Origin of the sequence: Streptomyces sp. XH2 (assembly GCF_049725035.1) — a bacterium.
Taxonomy (GTDB): domain Bacteria; phylum Actinomycetota; class Actinomycetes; order Streptomycetales; family Streptomycetaceae; genus Streptomyces; species Streptomyces roseoverticillatus.
The window spans coordinates 44,452-56,378 of sequence record NZ_JBMMMZ010000019.1; the positions used below are offsets into that span (position 1 = coordinate 44,452).

Annotated in this window: 14 protein-coding genes; 6 read left to right on the forward strand and 8 right to left on the reverse strand. The window is 73.5% G+C overall.

Annotation, left to right across the window (positions count from 1 at the left end):
- Positions 1 to 54 precede the first annotated feature (54 nt).
- Both ACOTKD_RS33610 and ACOTKD_RS33615 read left to right on the forward strand, forming a co-directional pair.
- Entirely contained in the window at positions 55 to 1,053 is a 999-nt protein-coding gene (locus tag ACOTKD_RS33610) for a hypothetical protein (RefSeq protein WP_424892787.1), read from the forward strand.
- A complete protein-coding gene (locus tag ACOTKD_RS33615) occupies positions 1,050 to 2,450 on the forward strand; it encodes a DUF2252 domain-containing protein (RefSeq protein ID WP_424892788.1) in 1,401 nt (466 codons plus the stop codon). The genes ACOTKD_RS33610 and ACOTKD_RS33615 overlap by 4 nt, the downstream gene beginning before the upstream one ends.
- Positions 2,451 to 2,469: 19 nt before the next feature.
- Here ACOTKD_RS33615 and ACOTKD_RS33620 read toward each other — a convergent pair whose 3' ends face one another.
- The 5 genes from ACOTKD_RS33620 to ACOTKD_RS33640 all read right to left on the reverse strand — a co-directional run bounded on the left by ACOTKD_RS33620 (position 2,470) and on the right by ACOTKD_RS33640 (position 7,332).
- The gene (locus tag ACOTKD_RS33620; RefSeq protein ID WP_424892789.1) at positions 2,470 to 3,780 is read right to left on the reverse strand and encodes a cation:proton antiporter; all 1,311 of its coding nucleotides are present in this window, start codon (positions 3,778 to 3,780) and stop codon (positions 2,470 to 2,472) included.
- 122 nt (positions 3,781 to 3,902) lie between these two features.
- The gene (locus tag ACOTKD_RS33625; RefSeq protein ID WP_424892790.1) at positions 3,903 to 4,889 is read right to left on the reverse strand and encodes an ROK family protein; all 987 of its coding nucleotides are present in this window, start codon (positions 4,887 to 4,889) and stop codon (positions 3,903 to 3,905) included.
- 30 nt (positions 4,890 to 4,919) lie between these two features.
- Entirely contained in the window at positions 4,920 to 5,978 is a 1,059-nt protein-coding gene (locus ACOTKD_RS33630) for an ROK family protein (protein WP_424892791.1), read from the reverse strand.
- A gap of 69 nt (positions 5,979 to 6,047) precedes the next feature.
- Positions 6,048 to 6,794 carry a hypothetical protein gene (locus tag ACOTKD_RS33635; RefSeq protein WP_424892792.1) on the reverse strand — a complete coding sequence of 249 codons (747 nt, stop codon included), beginning with the start codon at positions 6,792 to 6,794 and terminating at the stop codon, positions 6,048 to 6,050.
- Positions 6,778 to 7,332, reverse strand: a complete 555-nt coding sequence (locus ACOTKD_RS33640) for an RNA polymerase sigma factor (protein ID WP_424892793.1) — start codon at positions 7,330 to 7,332, stop codon at positions 6,778 to 6,780. The genes ACOTKD_RS33635 and ACOTKD_RS33640 overlap by 17 nt, the downstream gene beginning before the upstream one ends.
- A 191-nt stretch (positions 7,333 to 7,523) precedes the next feature.
- Between ACOTKD_RS33640 and ACOTKD_RS33645 the strand changes: the two genes are divergently transcribed.
- Complete coding sequence (locus ACOTKD_RS33645; protein ID WP_424892794.1) at positions 7,524 to 7,736, forward strand: hypothetical protein; 213 nt, start codon at positions 7,524 to 7,526, stop codon at positions 7,734 to 7,736.
- Here ACOTKD_RS33645 and ACOTKD_RS33650 read toward each other — a convergent pair.
- A complete protein-coding gene (locus ACOTKD_RS33650; RefSeq protein ID WP_424892795.1) occupies positions 7,720 to 8,334 on the reverse strand; it encodes a TetR/AcrR family transcriptional regulator in 615 nt (204 codons plus the stop codon). The genes ACOTKD_RS33645 and ACOTKD_RS33650 overlap by 17 nt on opposite strands.
- 136 nt (positions 8,335 to 8,470) lie before the next feature.
- On the opposite strand from ACOTKD_RS33650, the gene ACOTKD_RS33655 reads away from it, so the two are divergent.
- Positions 8,471 to 9,229 (forward strand): class I SAM-dependent methyltransferase, encoded by a 759-nt coding sequence (locus tag ACOTKD_RS33655; protein ID WP_424892796.1) that lies wholly within the window; start codon positions 8,471 to 8,473, stop codon positions 9,227 to 9,229.
- 20 nt (positions 9,230 to 9,249) lie between these two features.
- Here ACOTKD_RS33655 and ACOTKD_RS33660 read toward each other — a convergent pair whose 3' ends face one another.
- A complete protein-coding gene (locus ACOTKD_RS33660; protein ID WP_424892797.1) occupies positions 9,250 to 9,597 on the reverse strand; it encodes a DoxX family protein in 348 nt (115 codons plus the stop codon).
- 95 nt (positions 9,598 to 9,692) lie between these two features.
- On the opposite strand from ACOTKD_RS33660, the gene ACOTKD_RS33665 reads away from it, so the two are divergent.
- Positions 9,693 to 10,718 (forward strand): LysR family transcriptional regulator, encoded by a 1,026-nt coding sequence (locus ACOTKD_RS33665; protein ID WP_424892798.1) that lies wholly within the window; start codon positions 9,693 to 9,695, stop codon positions 10,716 to 10,718.
- Here the strand turns inward: ACOTKD_RS33665 and ACOTKD_RS33670 are convergent.
- The gene (locus ACOTKD_RS33670; RefSeq protein WP_424892799.1) at positions 10,652 to 11,107 is read right to left on the reverse strand and encodes a hypothetical protein; all 456 of its coding nucleotides are present in this window, start codon (positions 11,105 to 11,107) and stop codon (positions 10,652 to 10,654) included. The two genes, ACOTKD_RS33665 and ACOTKD_RS33670, sit on opposite strands and share 67 nt — an antisense overlap.
- 88 nt (positions 11,108 to 11,195) lie before the next feature.
- Between ACOTKD_RS33670 and ACOTKD_RS33675 the strand changes: the two genes are divergently transcribed.
- The gene (locus tag ACOTKD_RS33675; protein WP_424892800.1) at positions 11,196 to 11,795 is read left to right on the forward strand and encodes a TetR/AcrR family transcriptional regulator; all 600 of its coding nucleotides are present in this window, start codon (positions 11,196 to 11,198) and stop codon (positions 11,793 to 11,795) included.
- Positions 11,796 to 11,927: the final 132 nt, after the last annotated feature.

Sequence of the window (11,927 nt, forward strand, 5' to 3'; positions counted from 1 at the left end):
CCTCACCCGGAACGGGTGAGGCAGGCCCGGCCCGCCGGACCCACAGTGGGACTGATGAACGGCGGCGGACGCACCACCGAGGGCTCGCGGCCGGCCCCTGCGGCCGGGTCGGCGACGGTCCAGGCCCAGGCGCTGCTGCCGATGATCTGGGCCGATCCGCAGCACATGCCCGAGCAACTGGCCTTCTTCGCGGTGCGCCGGTTCGGCCCCCGGGCCGCCGCCTCCGTGGACCGCCGCAAGCGGAACAGGCCGGCGGCCGGGGACGACGAGCTCCGCCGGGAGGTCATCGCCCACGGAACGCACATGACGATCGCCGACGGCGCCGTGCTGGGCGGCCCGTTCATCGTCCTCATGCCCGTCAGCTTCGTCGCGGCGCTGCTCTCCCAGGCCCAGATGGTGCTCGAACTGGCCGTCCTCGCCGGAGAGGACCCCCGGAGCGAACGACGCGTGGCCGACCTGCTGGTCCTCCAGGACGTGTACCCGTCGACGGAGGCGGCCGCCGAGGCGCTGCGGAAGGCGAAGCGGCGCCCGCCCGGAGGCCGGGGCCGGATCCCCCGGCGGACACGGTGGTCGCTGGTCGTCCGGATGGCGGCGATCCTCGGCCTCGTGGGCGGCGGCGGCAAGCAGAGCACGTTCCGGCGGGTGGTGTCGACGGCCCCGATCGTCGCCCTGTTCCTCGTCGGCATGGTGCTGCCACTGATCTGGGTGCCCGCACTCGCGGTGATCTACCGCAAGAACACCCTGCGGCTGGGGGCGAAGGCCGTGCAGTACTACACTCCGGGCGCCGCGGGGGAACTGCTCAGGCACCGGAAGCGGCTTCCCCACATGCCCAGCACGGCCGGCGTCGCCGCCGTTCTGCGGGTGCTCGCCCTCGCGGCGGTGCCCTTCGCGGCGGCCGGCGCGGCCGCCTGGGCAGGGCTCCGGCTGGCCGGCGGGTTCTGGGGCACCTGTCTGATCGTCCTCGTCGCGGTCTCCCTGCTCGCGGCGTGCCTCTGGTTCGTGCGCCGCCGGCCGCGCCGGAGCGTCGACGACGAGGGAAGGAGCCCGCCGTGAAAGCCCCGGAACCCCGCCTGTCACCGCACGAACGCGCGGCGCGCGGCAAGGAGGCGCGCGGCCGGATGCCGCGCTCGGCCCATGCGGACCTGGAGCCCGGGGCCGGCCGGGCCGACCCGGTGGACGTTCTCGAACAGCAGAGCGCCGGCCGCGTGCCGGAACTCGTCCCCATCCGCTACGGCAGGATGCTGGAGTCGCCGCTCGCCTTCTACCGCGGCGCCGCCGCCATCATGGCGGCGGACCTCGGCGCCCGGCCCGGCACCGGGATCGAGGCCCAGCTGTGCGGGGACGCCCACCTGCTGAACTTCGGGCTCTTCGCCTCGCCCGAGCGTCACCTGGTCTTCGACGTCAACGACTTCGACGAGACCCTGCCGGGGCCGTGGGAGTGGGACGTCAAGCGGCTGGCCGCCAGCCTGGCGGTCGCCGGACGGGAGAACGGCTTCCCGGAGAAGCGGCGCAGGGACGTCGTCCACGGCACCGTGCGCTCGTACCGGGAGGCGATGCGCGGCTTTGCGGGGATGCGCAACCTCGACGTGTGGTACGTGCACTCCGACACCGAGCTCCTGAGCGAGCTGTTCGCCGAGCGGCTCGGCAAACAGGGGCGCCGCCGGATGTCCCGGGCCCTGGAGACCGCACGCCGCCGCGACCACCTGCACGCCTTCCACCAGCTCACCGAGGTCGTCGACGGCGCCCGGCGGATCGCCGCGGACCCGCCCCTGCTCGTCCCGCTGGGCGACCTGATGCCCGACGACAGCCGGGCCGAGCTCGAAGGGCGCCTCCGCGCGCTCGTCGAGCAGTACGGCCGGAGCCTCGCGTCCGACCGCCGGCACCTCCTGCACCAGTTCCGGATGGCCGACGCCGCGCGCAAGGTCGTGGGCGTCGGCAGCGTGGGCACCCGCTGCTGGATCGTGCTCATGCTCGGGCGCGACGAGGACGATCCGCTGATCCTGCAGGCCAAGGAGGCGGGCCCGTCGGTGCTGGCCCCGTTCGTGCGCCCGAGCCCGTACGCCAACGAGGGGCAGCGCGTGGTCTGCGGACAGCGCTTGATGCAGGCCGTCAGCGACATCCTCCTCGGCTGGGAGCGCGCCGAAGGGATCGACGGGCGGCGGCGCGACTTCTACGTCCGGCAGTTGCGCGACTGGAAGGGCAGCGCCCGGCCCGAGACGATGCCGCCCGGCCGGCTGCAGGCCTACGGGGAGCTGTGCGGCGCCACGCTGGCCCGCGCCCACGCGCGCTCCGGCGACCGGATCGCGATCGCCGCGTACCTGGGCGGCGGTGACGCCTTCGACCGGGCGCTGGCGGAGTTCGCCGAGGCCTACGCCGACCGGAACGAGCACGACTTCCGGGCACTCGCCGACGCCGCGGACCGCGGCCGCGTCGTGGCCCGGAGAGCCTGACGCGTCGGCCGGCCCGCGGTCACCGCCTCTTCCACTCGGGGAGAGGGCGCTCGCCGGGCAGCCCGCCGGCCACGCTCTCCCGCAGGGACGGCCGGCGTGACGCGGCCCTTTCGTACCACCGGCCGTACCGGTCGGCGAGAGGGACGGACGAGACGCCGTGGAGGAGGATGCCGAGCCCGACGGTGACGGCGATCGCGGTGCCCATGGGCCGGGCCCCGGGCACCTCCTCGGCCGCCACGACCAGCCCCAGGACGAGGGAGGGAAGACCGCGGGAGCCGAACCACGCGGTATAGGCCACGGTCGGGGGCCGCAGCCGGCTGCCCGCGAGCGCGAGGGCGGTGGGCAGCATGCGCACGACCGTCAGGCTCAGCACCGCGTAGGCGACGACGCGCCCGTTCAGGTCCGTCAGCGCGGGGCCGAGGAGCACCGCGCCGAAGACGAGGAAGCTCAGTGAGGCCAGGAGCGCCGCGAGGTGCTCCACCGACTCGAGAGTGTCGTCCTCGCCCTCCGGGACGGAACCCGGCGGCGGACCCGCGCGCAGGGCGGCCGCGAAGGCGAAGCCCGCCACCCACGCCGCCACGAAGGCGCTGCCGCCCGTGGCCGCCGCGAGCGCGCCCGCCCCGGCGGCGAGCGCGAGGGGAAGACTGCGGCGCCAGTCGTCGTCGACCCGGCCCGCGGCGCGCGACCTGCTCAGCAGCACCCCGCCGAGGCCCCCGGCCACCAGCCCCAGCAAGGGGCTGAGCAGCAGCACCTGACGGAGGATTCCCGTCACCCCCTGGTGGGAGGCGGACGTCCCGGGCAGCGCGGCGAGGAGGACGGCGAACACGGGCAGGACCAGGCACTCGTTCAGGCCGCACTCGGCATTGAGCCCGTGCCGCACGACCGCGGGGATGCGCGGGGCGAACACGGCGGTCTTGCTCACCGACGCGTCGGTGGGCGCGAGGATCACCCCCACCAGTGCCGGCTCCCATCCCGTGAGACCCGGCAGCAGCGCCCACGCGAGCAGACCACCGCCCGCGATCGTCAGCGGCAGTGCGACGGCGAGGAGACGGACGGGGAGGAACCAGCCGTTGCGGAACTCCTCCGACCGTACGGTGGCGGCGTCGGTGAACAGGACCAGCGCCAGGGCCGCTTCGGCGAGGGCGAGCACCGGCCCGGCGTCGTGCTCCGGGTCCAGCAGCCCGAGGCCGGCCGGGCCGACGAGCACCCCGGCGGCGGTGAACACCATCGGCGCCGACACGACGGTCCGGGCCAGGCGCCGGGAGACGAGCGCGTACCCACCGGTGACGGCGGCCACGGCGGCCACCGCCCATCCGCCGCCTCCGCTCACAGTCCCTCCTCCGGCCGGCCGTCGGCCACGGACGGACCCGTCCAGGAAGAGTGATCGGTCCGGTGCCCCGTGGGGCACCGGACACGCGGACGCTCACCCGATGGACGGACAGCGGAAGGACGTCACTCCCCGCCGGCCGGGTCCTCCTCCCCGTGGTCGAGGGCCAGGAGGGCGGCGCCGATCCACCCGGCCTCCGGGCCGAGCCGGGCGGGCACGACGGCCGGGACCTCGCGGTGGGCGGCGGCGGTGACGTAGCGGGCGAAGCTCGCACGGACGGGGTCCAGCAGGAGCTCGCCGGCTTCGGCCACGCCGCCGCCGATGACCACCAGCTCGACGTCGAAGAGGTTGACGAGCGTCGCGACGCCGATGCCGAGCCAGTGGCCGAGGCGCTCCAGCTGGGCCCGCGCCGCCGCGTCGCCGGCGCGGGCGGCCGCCGACACCGCCTCCCCGGTCACCCGGCCGGACCCGTCGGCGAGCGCGGCCAGCGCCCCGCCGGGTTCGGCCGCGGCCGCCGCGCTGCCGTAGCGCCCGAGGGCCCGCCCGGAGGCCAGCGGTTCGAGGCAGCCGATGGTCCCGCAGCCGCAGCGTTCGGTGCCGTGCGGGTCGACGATCATGTGCCCGATCTCCGTGGCGATCCCGGTGCGGCCCCGGAAGAGGCGACCGGCCAGGACGAGTCCTCCGCCGACACCGGTGCCCACGGTGATGAAGGCCATGTGAGCGGCGCTGTTCCCCATGCGGTACTCCGCCCAGCAGGCGGCGTTGGCGTCGTTCTCGACGACGGCCGGCAGCCCGGTGGACTCCCGGAGCAGCCGCCGGAGCGGCAGGTCGTGGTAGGCGGTGTTGGGGGCCGTCCGGATGCGCCCCTCGGGCCAGAGGACGAGGCCCGCCGCCCCCACGCCGACGGCGGCGATCCCCGGATTCCGGTGGCGCAGTCCCTCGATGAGGACGGCGACGGACTTGAGGATGGCCGCCTGGTCGGAGGGGCACGGCACGGCCGGGACGCGCTCGACGACACGGCCCTCCGCATCGGTCACTCCGGCCGCGATCTTCGTTCCTCCGATGTCGAGGCCGACGGCGAGCCGGCCGTCGCCGGGGAGCCGTGGGCGCATGGGGGCACTCCTACCGGGCATGGGGCACTCCTACGGGTGTTGGAGCCGGACGCCGGGACAGCCCTGCAGAGCGATCAGCGCGGCGCCGTGCGCACCACGGACGGCGTCCAGCGGTTTGGTGACGATCTGACAGTCCCTGCTGATCTGGAACGTGTACGCGGGGAACTTCCGCATCGCCTGCAGGAAGGAGTTCGCCGCCCGGCGCCCGGGCCCGCCGCGGATGAGGTCCCCCGCCGCGTAGACCACCACCCGGGTGGGCCCGAACAGGGTGAGGAGCGTGGCGATGCCGCGGGCTATCGAGGTGCCGGCCTTGCGGAAGGCCGCCAGTGCCTCGCGCGCCTGCACGTCGTCGCTGTCGGCGAGCGCGATCGCGGCCTCCAGCCCGTCCAGCTCCCGGCCGGTCCGCTCCTTGACCACGGCGGTCAGGGCCCGGTTCCCGACCTGGCTCTCGATGCACCCGCGCATCCCGCAGTCGCAGATGCGGCCCCTCGGCCACACCTGCAGGTGCCCGAACTCCACCGGGGCGGACAGCCGTTCTCCCCGGACGACCAGTCCGGCCCCCACGCCGTCGCGCACGAGGACGACCCCGAACGTCGCGTCGACGCGGCCCACGCCGAGGCTCTGCTCGTACGCGGCGAAGGCGTGCGCGTCGTTCTCCACCGAGGTGGCGCAGCCCAGCATGGAGGCGAGTTCCGCACCGAGGGGGACGTCCTCCCACTCGTACGGGGGAGGTTTCTCGTGCCGGTGGTCGTCCGGGCCGTTGACCAGGTGGAGCACCCTGCCCGTGTCCGGGTCGACGGGCCCGCCGACCTGGACCCCCACGCACACCCTGCTTCTGGGGAAGGCGCACCCCAGCCTGTCGTCGACGAGGTTCTCCGCGAGCTCGGCCACGCGCTTGACCACCTCTGCCGACTCCATGACCGTGAGGTGCCGACGGGAGCGCGCCAGAACCATGCCGTCGGCCCCGACGACGACTCCGGTGAGTTTGTACGGCTGGATCTCGATGCCGATCGCGTAGTGCTCGTGGTCGAGTTCGTACGAGCGCCGGAGGATCTGCCGCACTTTCACGTCGTGCACGTTCACGTTCATGTGCCACCTTGCGTCCGGTGGTGCGCCGAAGGAAAAGGGGGTCAGATGAAAGGGGTCAGGTGAAAGGGGTCAGGTGATGGAGCCGGGAGCCACGGCCTCCGGGTACCGCTGGACCGCGGAACGGATGGCGATGGGGGTCAGCGTGACGATCTCGCCGGTGTCGCCCTCCCCTTCCCCGTCTCCCTCCGCGTCCCGGGCGGCACGGCGCAGTTCCTCCGCCTGTCCGGCGGTCGCGCAGTCCCACAGCGCGCCGACGAGATCGATGTCGTCCGTGTCCTCGAATTCCTCGAAGGAAACCTGCTCGGTCATGAGGTGAAGGCTTCGATTGACGTAGGGAAGGTGGCGCACGCACTCGGTGAGGAACGCGGCCTTCAGCGCGGAATCGGCCGCCTGCGGATCCGGGAGGGGACGCAGATCCCGGTCGCGGAAGCTGCTCAGCGCCCGTGCCACCGTCTCCACCGCGAGTTCGTCGATATCGTCCCGCTGGAGACGGACGCGGGGGCTTTTTGCTGAGGAAATCGCGAGCAGCCAGAGACGAACGACGTGATATCCGTAAGCGGCCCAGCCGGCCCGGGACTCGAAGCGGGGGACACCGGCGCTGCGGGCGGCGCGGTCCGCGGCCGGTGCGGTGGACGCGGATCCGACGAGCCGCTGCAGCCGCTCCTCCACCACGTCCGGGGTCAGCTGGCTCTCGACGCCGGCCCGGACGGCCCGGAGGAATCGCTCGAACGCCGGGTGCACGTGCTGCGTGGCGACTCTGGTGGGCTTCGGCTGGGCCCTGCGTGTGGCGAGACCGTGATCATCCCTTGCGGACATGCGAACCTCCTTCTTCTTCCTCGTAGTTCTCCAGTGAGCTCCGCAGTGCGGCGATCGCGTGCCGCAGATTGCTGCGGACCGTGCTCGCCTTCACGCCGAGAAGCGCCGCGATCTCCTGTGCGGAGTAGCCGTCCAGGTGCAGGGCCAGGACCTGCCCCTGCCGGGGAGGCAGAGCGCGCAGGGCCTCCAGCACCCTTTCGTGTTCGTCCGGTTCCGACCGGGCTGCCGGGGGCGAGCCCGCGAGCTGTGCGGTCCGGGATTCCAGAACCAGGCGCCGGCGGTTGCGCTCGGCCTTCTTGCAGTACGCGTGCCACGCGGCCGTCCGGACCCAGCCCGCGGGGCTCTTGCAGTCCGCCCATGTGCGCAGGAGCTCCTGCATGGCGTCCTGCGTGGCGTCCTCGGCTTCCTCGAACGTCGCTCCGGCTCTCATCAGGCTGTGCACGACCCGTGGATACTCCGCCGTGAAGAAATCGGCGAAACCCGGCAACTCGGGGGGTAAGGCTCCGTGATCTCCTCGGGGATCTCCTTGGGGGCTCACGCAGCCACCTCCTCCGGGTCGGTCACACCCTTATAGGGCCGTGGCGGACCGGAAGTGTGCAAAGCCTTTGTCTTCGCCTGCGCCCTCGCCCGCGCCTTCGACTCCGCTCACGCCCATGCCCGCAGCACTTGCACGAGAACGATGCGTTCCGCCCCCTTCTGGATAACAACCCCGATGAAGGCGAGGCCCTCATGAGGCGCAATGCCGGCACACGGCACTCCGGCACCACCGGCACCGGCGGACCGGACCGTCACCCGAGCCCCACGGAGGTCGTGGCGCTTGTGAACGGGGTGACGGCGAGCATCGGAGGGACGTACGTGGTGACGTCATCCGTCCTGATCGCGGCGCTGGCCGGAGTGCTGGCGGCAATCGTGGTGGCCCTGCACCTCACGTCCGGTTCGTGACCGGAGCCTCCCGGAGGGCGCCGGCGAGGACCGAGGCCACGACCTTGCGCACGGCTCCGGCCTCCGGCCGGGGGCTCGTCCGGTCGGCGAACAGCAGGTGACCGGCACCGATCAGCGCGGGAGCGAGCGTGTCGACGTCCGCGCCGGCTGCGATACGGCCCCGTTCGCGCTCGGCGGCCAGGTACGAGGCGACCATGGCGGTGGCTTCCGTCAGCAACGGGACGCCGCCGCCCGGCCCGGGCCGCCGCAGCCGGGCGCGCAGGTCGTCCCGGAAGGTGATGAGGGCGACGATCGCCACGGCGACCGGACCGAACAGGTCCGTCAGCGCGGCGGCGAGGTTGCCGGCGACGGAGCCGGTGCCCGCGGCGCCGAGCAGGGCGGCGGACCGGCCGTCGATCCGGGCGATGCGGTCCCGCACGAGCTCGGCGAGGAAGGCGTCGAAGTCGGCGAAGTGCCGGTGCAGGACGCCCTTGGCGCAGCTTGCCTCGGTCGTGACGGCACGGCTGGTCAGCGCGCTGGGCCCGTCCCGGAGCAGGATGCGCTCGGCGGCGTCGAACAACTGCTCACGCGCATCGCGCAGGGCCACTCCGGTCGGCATGCGGCACGTCCTTTCCGTCTCTCGCCGGACCCTATCCGTTGACGGGGGGGCTGGCCCCCCCCTTGGGGGGCCCACCCCCACTTCACCGTCAGGGCGAACGCGCCCTTCAGAGCAGGAGCCGCACCAATACCGGGCGATGGCCGAGTCGTTCGGCACGGACGCCGAACGGTACGACCGGGCCCGGCCCCGCTACCCCGACGCCCTGGTGGAACGGATAGCCGCCGAGGCCGACAGCGTTCTCGACGCCGGCTGCGGCACCGGAATCGCCGCCCGGCAGTTCCGGGCGGCCGGCTGCAGGGTGCTGGGCGTCGAGCCCGACCCGCGGATGGCCGCGCAGGCCCGGCAACTCGGCGTGGACGTCGACGTGTCGGCCTTCGAAGCCTGGGACCCGGCCGGACGCGCCTTCGACGCCGTCGTCGCCGCCCAGGCCTGGCACTGGATCGACCCGGTCGCGGGAGCGGCCAAGGCCGCGCAGGCGCTGCGGAACGGCGGCCGGCTGGCGGCGTTCTGGAACGTGCCCCGGCTTCCGCCCGAGGTGACCGAAGCCTTCGTCGCGGCCTACCGCCGGGTCGCACCCGATGCGCCGCCCGGATTCCCGACGACGACGGAGCAGGCCCTGGACGCCTACCGGCGACTCGACGCCAAGGCCGCCGACGGGATACGCGAGAGCGGCGGATTCGGGGAGCCGGAGCACTGGAACTTCGACTGGGAGTGGACCTACACCCGGGACGCGTGGCTGGACCAGATGCCCACCCACGGCGCCCTCACCCGGCTCCCGCCCGGCAAAGTGGCGGAAGTGCTGGAGTGCGTCGGGGCCGCCGTCGACGCCATGGGCGGGAGTTTCGCCGTGCGTTACGCGACGGTGGCGGTCACCGCGGTGCGGCGCATCCCCTGATGCTTATCGGGTGATGCCTATCAGGCCACTGTGAGGACGAGGGACGCGACGGCCAGAGCCAAGTAGCCGCCGGGGAAAGCGATGTTGTGGAAGACGCGGGCGCGGACGTGCGCCGCGACGGCGCCGACGTAGAACAGGACCAGGCCGGCCGCGGCCGCGACACCGAGGAAAGGGACCCCGAGCAGCCCGAGCAGAAGCCCGGCGGCACCGGCGCCCTTGAGCGCGGCCAGCCACGGGAGCCAGGTCCGCGGGGTTCCCACCTCGGCCGCGTTGGCGAGGACGGACCCGGCTCTCATCAGGTCCGCCACGACGATCCCGGCGTTGGCCGCGATCGTGACGGCGGTGACGATCACGTAGGCGCTGAACACGGGTTGTCCTTTCGGCGGGGTGCGGAGCGGGAGCGCACCAAGCCTCGCCGCCCCCTCCACGCGGCGTCCAATGCCTGCGTCTATAACCTGATGGCATGGACGTCGACACCCGGTTGCTCCGCTCCTTCGTCGCCGTGGCGGAGGAGGGCAGCCTGACCCGGGCCGCGGAACGGCTGTTCGTGTCGCAGCCGGCACTGACGAGACAGATCAAGCAGCTGGAGGACCGGGTCGGCGTACGGCTGTTCACGCGCTCGCAGACCGGCATGGTCCTCACCGCACCGGGCAGGGTCCTGGCGGCGCGGGCGCCCGCGCTGCTGGCCGAGTGGGACCGGGCGCTGGGGGAGACGAAGGGCGCGGCCGGCAGGGCGGCCCGTGTTCTGCGGGTCGGCTTCCTGGCCAGCGCCGCCAACGAGGCCACCCCGCACATCATCGCGGAGTTCGCCCGGCGCCGGCCTGGCTGGCGGGTCGAGATGCGCCAGTCCTCGTGGGCGGACCCGAGCGCCGGCCTCGCCGACGGGGGCGTCGACGCCGCCCTGCTGCGGCTGCCCTTCCTCGGCCAGGACGCCGTACGGGTGGAGGTCCTCTTCAGCGAGCCCCGCTGGATCGCGCTGCCCGAGGCGCACCCCTTCGCCTCGCGCGAGCGGATCCCGTTCCGCGACCTGCGGGACGAGCCGTTCGTGGCGGCCCCGCACCGGACGGGCGCGTGGCGGGACTACTGGCTGGCCGCCGACGAACGCGACGGCCACCCCGCCCGCATCGGCGCCGTCACCGACCAGCCGGACGAATGGCTCAGCGCGATCGCCAATGGTTATGGGATCGCCCTCGCCCCCGAATCCGCCGCCCGTTACTATGCACGCCCGGGCGTGACGTACCGTCCCGTCACCGGCGTCAGCCCCAGTCTCGTCGGCGTCGCCTGGCCCCCCTCCGCGGACGCCGACCCCGTCGTCCAGGACTTCGTACGGTGCTGCCTGAGCAGCCGGCACGGGCCGCAGGGCGAGACCGCTTCCTTGCGCATTGACCAGGGTGAAACGGTGACCGCCGCCGGCGGTCCCGGCTATACGAGATCGAACGGCGCCGGGGCGTGTCCCTCCCAGATCCGGCGCGAGGCCTCTTCGGGATAGGGCACGGTCTTCGGTTCGCCTTCCAAGGCGCGGGTGAGCCGCTCGTCGGGGCGGTGCGCGGCCCATCCGGGGGCGCCGGTGGTGACGAAGCGGATCCACGCCTGCTGCAGCTCCCGCGAGACCGCGAGGGCCTCGGGCGTGGGCCGGTCGCCGAGGAGCCCCTTGCCGGTGGGGCTGTCCAGGGTGCCGAACGCCAGGGGGACGTCGAGGCTGTGGCAGGCGCCCAGCGCCCCGCCCATGGCCGGGGAGCTCAGCCGCAGTTCGAAGAGGTACGAGGTGCCGCCGGCCGCGGTGCCGGCGGCCCTCGACCAGGCCCTCCGCGGTACGTACGCAGGGCAGTTCAGACATGTCGGTTCCCCTCTCGGATCGCTCCTCCGAAGGGCTCCCACGTTATCGGCCAACTGTATTATGTCAACCGTATGAAAAAGCCGGGTAGACTGCGGAGGCCGGGAAGAGAGAGTGACGGAGAGGCTGACGATGCCGAAGCAGGTGGACCACCAGGAGCGCCGCGAGACGATCGCCCGGGCGCTGTGGCGGGTGGTCGAGCGGCGCGGCGCGGTGCATCTGACCATGCGCGAGGTCGCGCAGGAAGCGGGCCTCTCCCACGGGGCCGTGCAGCACTACTTCGCCTCCCGCGAGGCGATGCTCGCCTTCGCGATGGACTTCGCGGCCGAGCAGACCGCCCGGCGCGTCGGCCGGGGCGTCCAGGAGCTCGGCGACCGGCCGCACCCCCGCGACGTGCTCCGGCTGATGCTCACGGAGACGCTCCCCCTGCACGCCGACGCCCGCGCGACCAGCCGGATGAGCGCCGCCTACGTACTGGAGGCGTTGCACGACAAGAACGTCCACGCGCGGGCGCGCGACGGAATGCTCCAAGGGCGCGCCCTCGTCGAGCAGCTGGTCCGCCGGGCGATCGCCGACGGGTACATCGGCCCCGAGCGGGACCCGGCGGCGGAGACCGACCTGCTCCTCGCCCTCACCGGCTTCACCCCCCTGATCGAGCTGGACGTGATCCGGCCCCAGGACGCGCTCGCCGCCATCGACCAGTACCTGGACAGGCTGTTCGTCAAGGCGTGACTCCGGCTTCCGGCGCACGGCCGGAACGCGTCGGTGTGGTAAGCGGTGGCCGGTTCGCGTCCTCGTGCCCGGGTCCCGGGGCGCGACAGATTGGGCGGCGGCACACGGCAACCATCACGCGGCAGCTGAAGG

Coding starts and splice junctions, on each gene's coding strand:
- ACOTKD_RS33610 (WP_424892787.1), top strand. CDS start 55: ATGAACGGCGGCGGACGCACCACCGAGGGCTCGCGGCCGGCCCCTGCG.
- ACOTKD_RS33625 (WP_424892790.1), bottom strand. CDS start 4,889: ATGCGCCCACGGCTCCCCGGCGACGGCCGGCTCGCCGTCGGCCTCGAC.
- ACOTKD_RS33630 (WP_424892791.1), bottom strand. CDS start 5,978: ATGAACGTGAACGTGCACGACGTGAAAGTGCGGCAGATCCTCCGGCGC.
- ACOTKD_RS33635 (WP_424892792.1), bottom strand. CDS start 6,794: ATGTCCGCAAGGGATGATCACGGTCTCGCCACACGCAGGGCCCAGCCG.
- ACOTKD_RS33645 (WP_424892794.1), top strand. CDS start 7,524: ATGAGGCGCAATGCCGGCACACGGCACTCCGGCACCACCGGCACCGGC.
- ACOTKD_RS33650 (WP_424892795.1), bottom strand. CDS start 8,334: ATGCCGACCGGAGTGGCCCTGCGCGATGCGCGTGAGCAGTTGTTCGAC.
- ACOTKD_RS33655 (WP_424892796.1), top strand. CDS start 8,471: ATGGCCGAGTCGTTCGGCACGGACGCCGAACGGTACGACCGGGCCCGG.
- ACOTKD_RS33665 (WP_424892798.1), top strand. CDS start 9,693: ATGGACGTCGACACCCGGTTGCTCCGCTCCTTCGTCGCCGTGGCGGAG.
- ACOTKD_RS33675 (WP_424892800.1), top strand. CDS start 11,196: ATGCCGAAGCAGGTGGACCACCAGGAGCGCCGCGAGACGATCGCCCGG.